The organism is Rhodoblastus sp., from assembly GCF_041915505.1.
GTDB lineage: Bacteria > Pseudomonadota > Alphaproteobacteria > Rhizobiales > Beijerinckiaceae > Rhodoblastus.
Genome location: NZ_JAYSBG010000324.1, coordinates 1 through 3,982, shown reverse-complemented (window position 1 = coordinate 3,982; position 3,982 = coordinate 1). Strand labels below are relative to the sequence as shown.

Here is a 3,982-nt window from a genome sequence, read left to right as displayed (position 1 = left end):
GGAACGAGCAAAGCGAGATTGACGGTCAGAAGGTGGATCGCGACGCCGCTGAGACCGACCAAGGCGAAAAAGATGAAGCGGACAGGAATGCGGCCGCCGCTCGCCTTGTTCATCAGCAAGCCGAGAAAATCCAGCCCAACCTTGATGTCGAATTTCGATTCGCCAGCGAGTCTTTCACGGAACATGTAGCCAATCTCTTGGATTTTCAGCGGACGGCGGGCCGAGGCGACAATATCCGCCAGGATCTTGAAGCCGGTGGGAGCGAGTATCGGCGCGCAATCCTCGACGATATCGCGCCGCAACATGAAGAACCCGCTCATGAGGTCTGAAAAGTCGACGCGCAAGGCTTTTTTCGCCAGACGCGTGGCAAAATTGCTGATCGCGGCGCGGCGCGCGGAAAAGCCGCCCTCGGCCGAGCCGCCCTCGACGTGACGGCTGCCGACCACGAGATCGGAGCCGGCGCGAATCGCGGCGAGCATTTTCGGCAGGATTCGCTCGTCGTGCTGCAGATCGGCGTCCATCACCGCCACCACCGGCGCGCTGGAGGCGAGCATGCCCTCGATACAGGCGCCCGAGAGGCCACGACGGTTGACGCGGCGCAGGCAGCGCACGCGATTGTCCTTTTGCGCGATTTCCTTGGCGAGAGCCGAGGTGCCATCCGGGCTGTTGTCGTCCACGACGACCATTTCCCAGGCGATTCCGTCCAAAGCGGCGTCCACGCGCCGGATCAGTTCGCGCAGATTGCCACTTTCATTGAAGGTCGGGATAACGAGAGTGAGTTCGGCGGCCAAGGGGAGGGCTTTCTTTTCAAACTCTTTTTCTGTTAGCTGGAAAGCCTCGGCCAGTACAGCCAACCTTTTTGCCGCTTGCAAAAGGCGTTCGCGGTCGTCGGAGGGCGCCCGCGCCCGCGAAACATCCGAAAAACGTAGAACAGGCGCCTGCATGGATGGCATTCCGTCGCTCGATTCGAAACCGATTCTGCGCCCCGGCTGGTCGACGGAGCGCAGAACTTTTGTCCTGATCCTAGCCGCTTTGGCGTTAAGATTGTTTTTCGCAGGCGCAACAGGATTGGGCGTCGACGAGTCCTACACCGTCGCGAGCAGCCGCGTGCTGACGCTCAGCACGTTCGATCATCCGCCGCTCGCCTGGTGGATCGCCCATGCCGCCGGCCGCCTGTTCGGCGAGAGCGCGCTTACGCTGCGCCTGCCCTTCGTCCTGCTGTCCGGCCTGACGGGCTGGCTGCTGTTCCTGCTGACGCGGCGGCTTTTTTCCGCCGAGGCCGGTTTTTACGCCGTGTTCGCTCTGGCGCTGTCGCCGGCGCTCGGCCTCGCCGACGCCGTCTGGATCCTGCCGGACGCGCCGCTGCTGCCTGCCATGCTCGCCTGCGCCTTGGCGCTGGCGCGGGTGTTTTTCGACGACGACCGCCGCCAGGCGCCGCGCGACTGGCTGCTCGCCGGTCTTTACGCCGGCTTAAGCATGTTGTCGAAATATCACGGCGTGCTCCTTTTCGCGGGCGCGGGCGTCTTCATCCTGACGAGCGCCCGCCAGCGCTTCTGGCTCGCGACGCCCTGGCCCTATGCGGCGGGCCTCGTCGCTTTGCTGGTCTTCTCGCCGGTCCTGATCTGGAACGCCCAGCATCATTGGATTTCCTTCCTGTTCCAGGGCGGACGCTCCGGCGCGCCGCAGCTCCATCTGGTCGCGCCCTTGGCGCTGATCGGCCTGCAATCCCTGTTTCTCGCGCCGTGGATCTATTTTCCGCTCGCCATGCTGTTCATCCGGGCGTTGTGGCGGGGCCCGGCGCGGGAGCGCGAATTCTTCCTGGCCTGTCTCGCCGCCTTTCCCATCATCCTGTTCACTCTGGTCGCCTTCTGGTCGAGCCGCCGGGTGCTGCCGCATTGGGTGGCGCCGGGCTATCTCATGCTGTTTCCGCTGCTCGGGCGCGAGATCGCGGCGCGGCTGGCGGCGGGCGCGCCCTGGCTGCGCCGCGCTTTGGTCGCGGCGGCGGTCTTCGTGGTCGCGGGCGTTGGTCTGATCGCCGCTTTGCCCCATATCGTCCCGCCCGCCTTGTCCGGAGCGCGCTATCCCTTGGTCGAGACGCTCGATTGGGACGATTTCGCCCGGGCGCTCGACGCGCGCGGCTGGCGCAAGGAGAAAACCTTCGTCGCCAGCGGGCGCTGGCTCGATTGCGGCAAGCTCGATTATGCGCTGCATGGCGATCCGCCCGTGCTCTGCCTGACCGACGATCCTCGCATGTTCGGGATCATCCGCGACCCGCGCTCCTTTATCGGCTGGGACGCCGTGATCGCCGGGCCGGGCCTCACGCTCGACGAGGCCCGCGCCCGTTTCGGGCCTTATTTCGAGGCCATCGAACCACTGGCGCCGGTGGAGATTGCGGCCGGCGGCGCGCCGGCGATCAAGCTGGAGGCGTTCCGCGCGACCCGCTTCCACGATCCGGCGCCGGCCTTTTCGCTGGCGCCCGAGACGCTTGCAATTTCATCCGCTCCGCCCCAGTTCTCAAAATGACAAATTGGCGCGCTTCCTGCTTCGGGGGCGTCATGGGACCGACAATGACCTTTCTCCGCGAAACCTCCTATCGCGCTCTGCCGGCGGAATTTTTCGCCGCCGCGCCGCCTTCGCCCGCGCCCGCGCCGCATTGGATCGTGTTCAACGACGCGCTCGCCGCGGAACTCGGCCTGCCGGAAGGCGCCGCCACGCCGGAATTGCTGGAGCTGCTGGCCGGCGGCGCGCCGCCACAGGGCGGCGAGAATATCGCTCTGGCCTATTCCGGCCACCAGTTCGGCCAGTGGAATCCGCTGCTCGGCGACGGCCGCGCGGCCATGGTGGGCGAAATCGTCGCTCCCGGCGGCGCGGTTTATGACGTCCATCTCAAGGGATCGGGCCCAACCCAATTCGCCCGGCGCGGCGACGGACGGGCGACGCTTTCCGCCATGCTGCGCGAATATATCGTCAGCGAGGCCATGGCGGGCCTCAAAATCCCGACCACTCGCGCGCTCGCCGTGGTCGGCACCGGCGCTCCGGTCTATCGCGAACATGTCCAGCCGGGCGCGGTGCTGACCCGCATCGCGCGCAGCCATGTCCGCGTCGGCACCTTCCAATATGCGGCCGCGCTGGACACACGGCGCGGCGACGGGCCGGCCCTCGTCCGCGCGCTGGCGGATCATTGCATCGCCCGCCACTTCCCCGACATCGCCGGGGGCAAGGATCCCTATCTCGCCTTTTACGCGGCGGTGGTGGCGCGGCAGGCTCGCCTCGTCGCGCAATGGATGCTGGTCGGCTTCATCCACGGCGTGATGAACACCGACAATATGTCCATCGCCGGCGAGACCATCGATTTCGGCCCCTGCGCCTTCATGGATTCCTTCAACCGCCGGCAGGTGTTTTCCTCGATCGACGCCGCCGGCCGCTACGCCTTCAACCGGCAGGCGCCGATCGCCTCGTGGAATCTGGCGCGGCTCGCGGAGACGCTGCTGCCTTTGTTCTCCGACGACGACGCCGTCGCCCTGCGCCGGGCGCAGGACACGCTGGAAGGCTTCCAGCCGGCCTATGTCGCCGCGCTCGGCCAGGGGCTGGAGCGCAAGCTGGGCCTACGGCCGCGCGATCCAGGCAATGAGAATTTTATCGCGCGGCTGTGGCGCGTGCTGGAAACCAGCAAGGCGGATTTCACCTTGTTCTTCCGCCGCCTGACACAGTTCGCCGCCGGCGCCAATGGCCAGGCCTTTTCGGAGCTGTTCGCCGAGGCTTCGCCCGAGGTCCGCGAGGACGCCGCGCTGTTCCTGGCGGAATGGCGCGTGCTGACCGCCGGCGACGATTTCCCGGCGAGGCTGGCGGCCATGCGCGCCAGCAATCCGATTGTCATCGCGCGCAATCACCGCGTCGAACAGGCGCTCGCCGCCGCCAATGAGGACGATCTCGCGCCGCTGCTGCGGCTCTGCGCGGCGCTGAAAAATCCCTTCCTGGAGCC

At 66.4% G+C, this 3,982-nt stretch carries 3 protein-coding genes; 2 read left to right on the top strand and 1 reads right to left on the bottom strand.

Going from position 1 to position 3,982, the window contains the following annotated elements; all coding sequences use genetic code 11:
- Positions 1-791, bottom strand: a 791-nt coding sequence (locus tag ACE3S9_RS16165) for a polyprenol monophosphomannose synthase (RefSeq protein ID WP_374547505.1), incomplete at its 3' end; no start/stop codon positions are given.
- Between the two features lie 151 nt (positions 792-942).
- Between ACE3S9_RS16165 and ACE3S9_RS16160 the strand changes: the two genes are divergently transcribed.
- Positions 943-2,523, top strand: a complete 1,581-nt coding sequence (locus ACE3S9_RS16160; RefSeq protein ID WP_374547504.1) for a glycosyltransferase family 39 protein — start codon at positions 943-945, stop codon at positions 2,521-2,523.
- A 44-nt stretch (positions 2,524-2,567) separates the two neighbouring features.
- A partial coding sequence (locus tag ACE3S9_RS16155; RefSeq protein ID WP_374547503.1) for a YdiU family protein occupies positions 2,568-3,982 on the top strand: 1,415 nt, incomplete at its 3' end.

Excerpts from the sequence above, each read along its gene's own strand:
- ACE3S9_RS16160 (WP_374547504.1), top strand. The coding sequence starts at position 943 with ATGGATGGCATTCCGTCGCTCGATTCGAAACCGATTCTGCGCCCCGGC.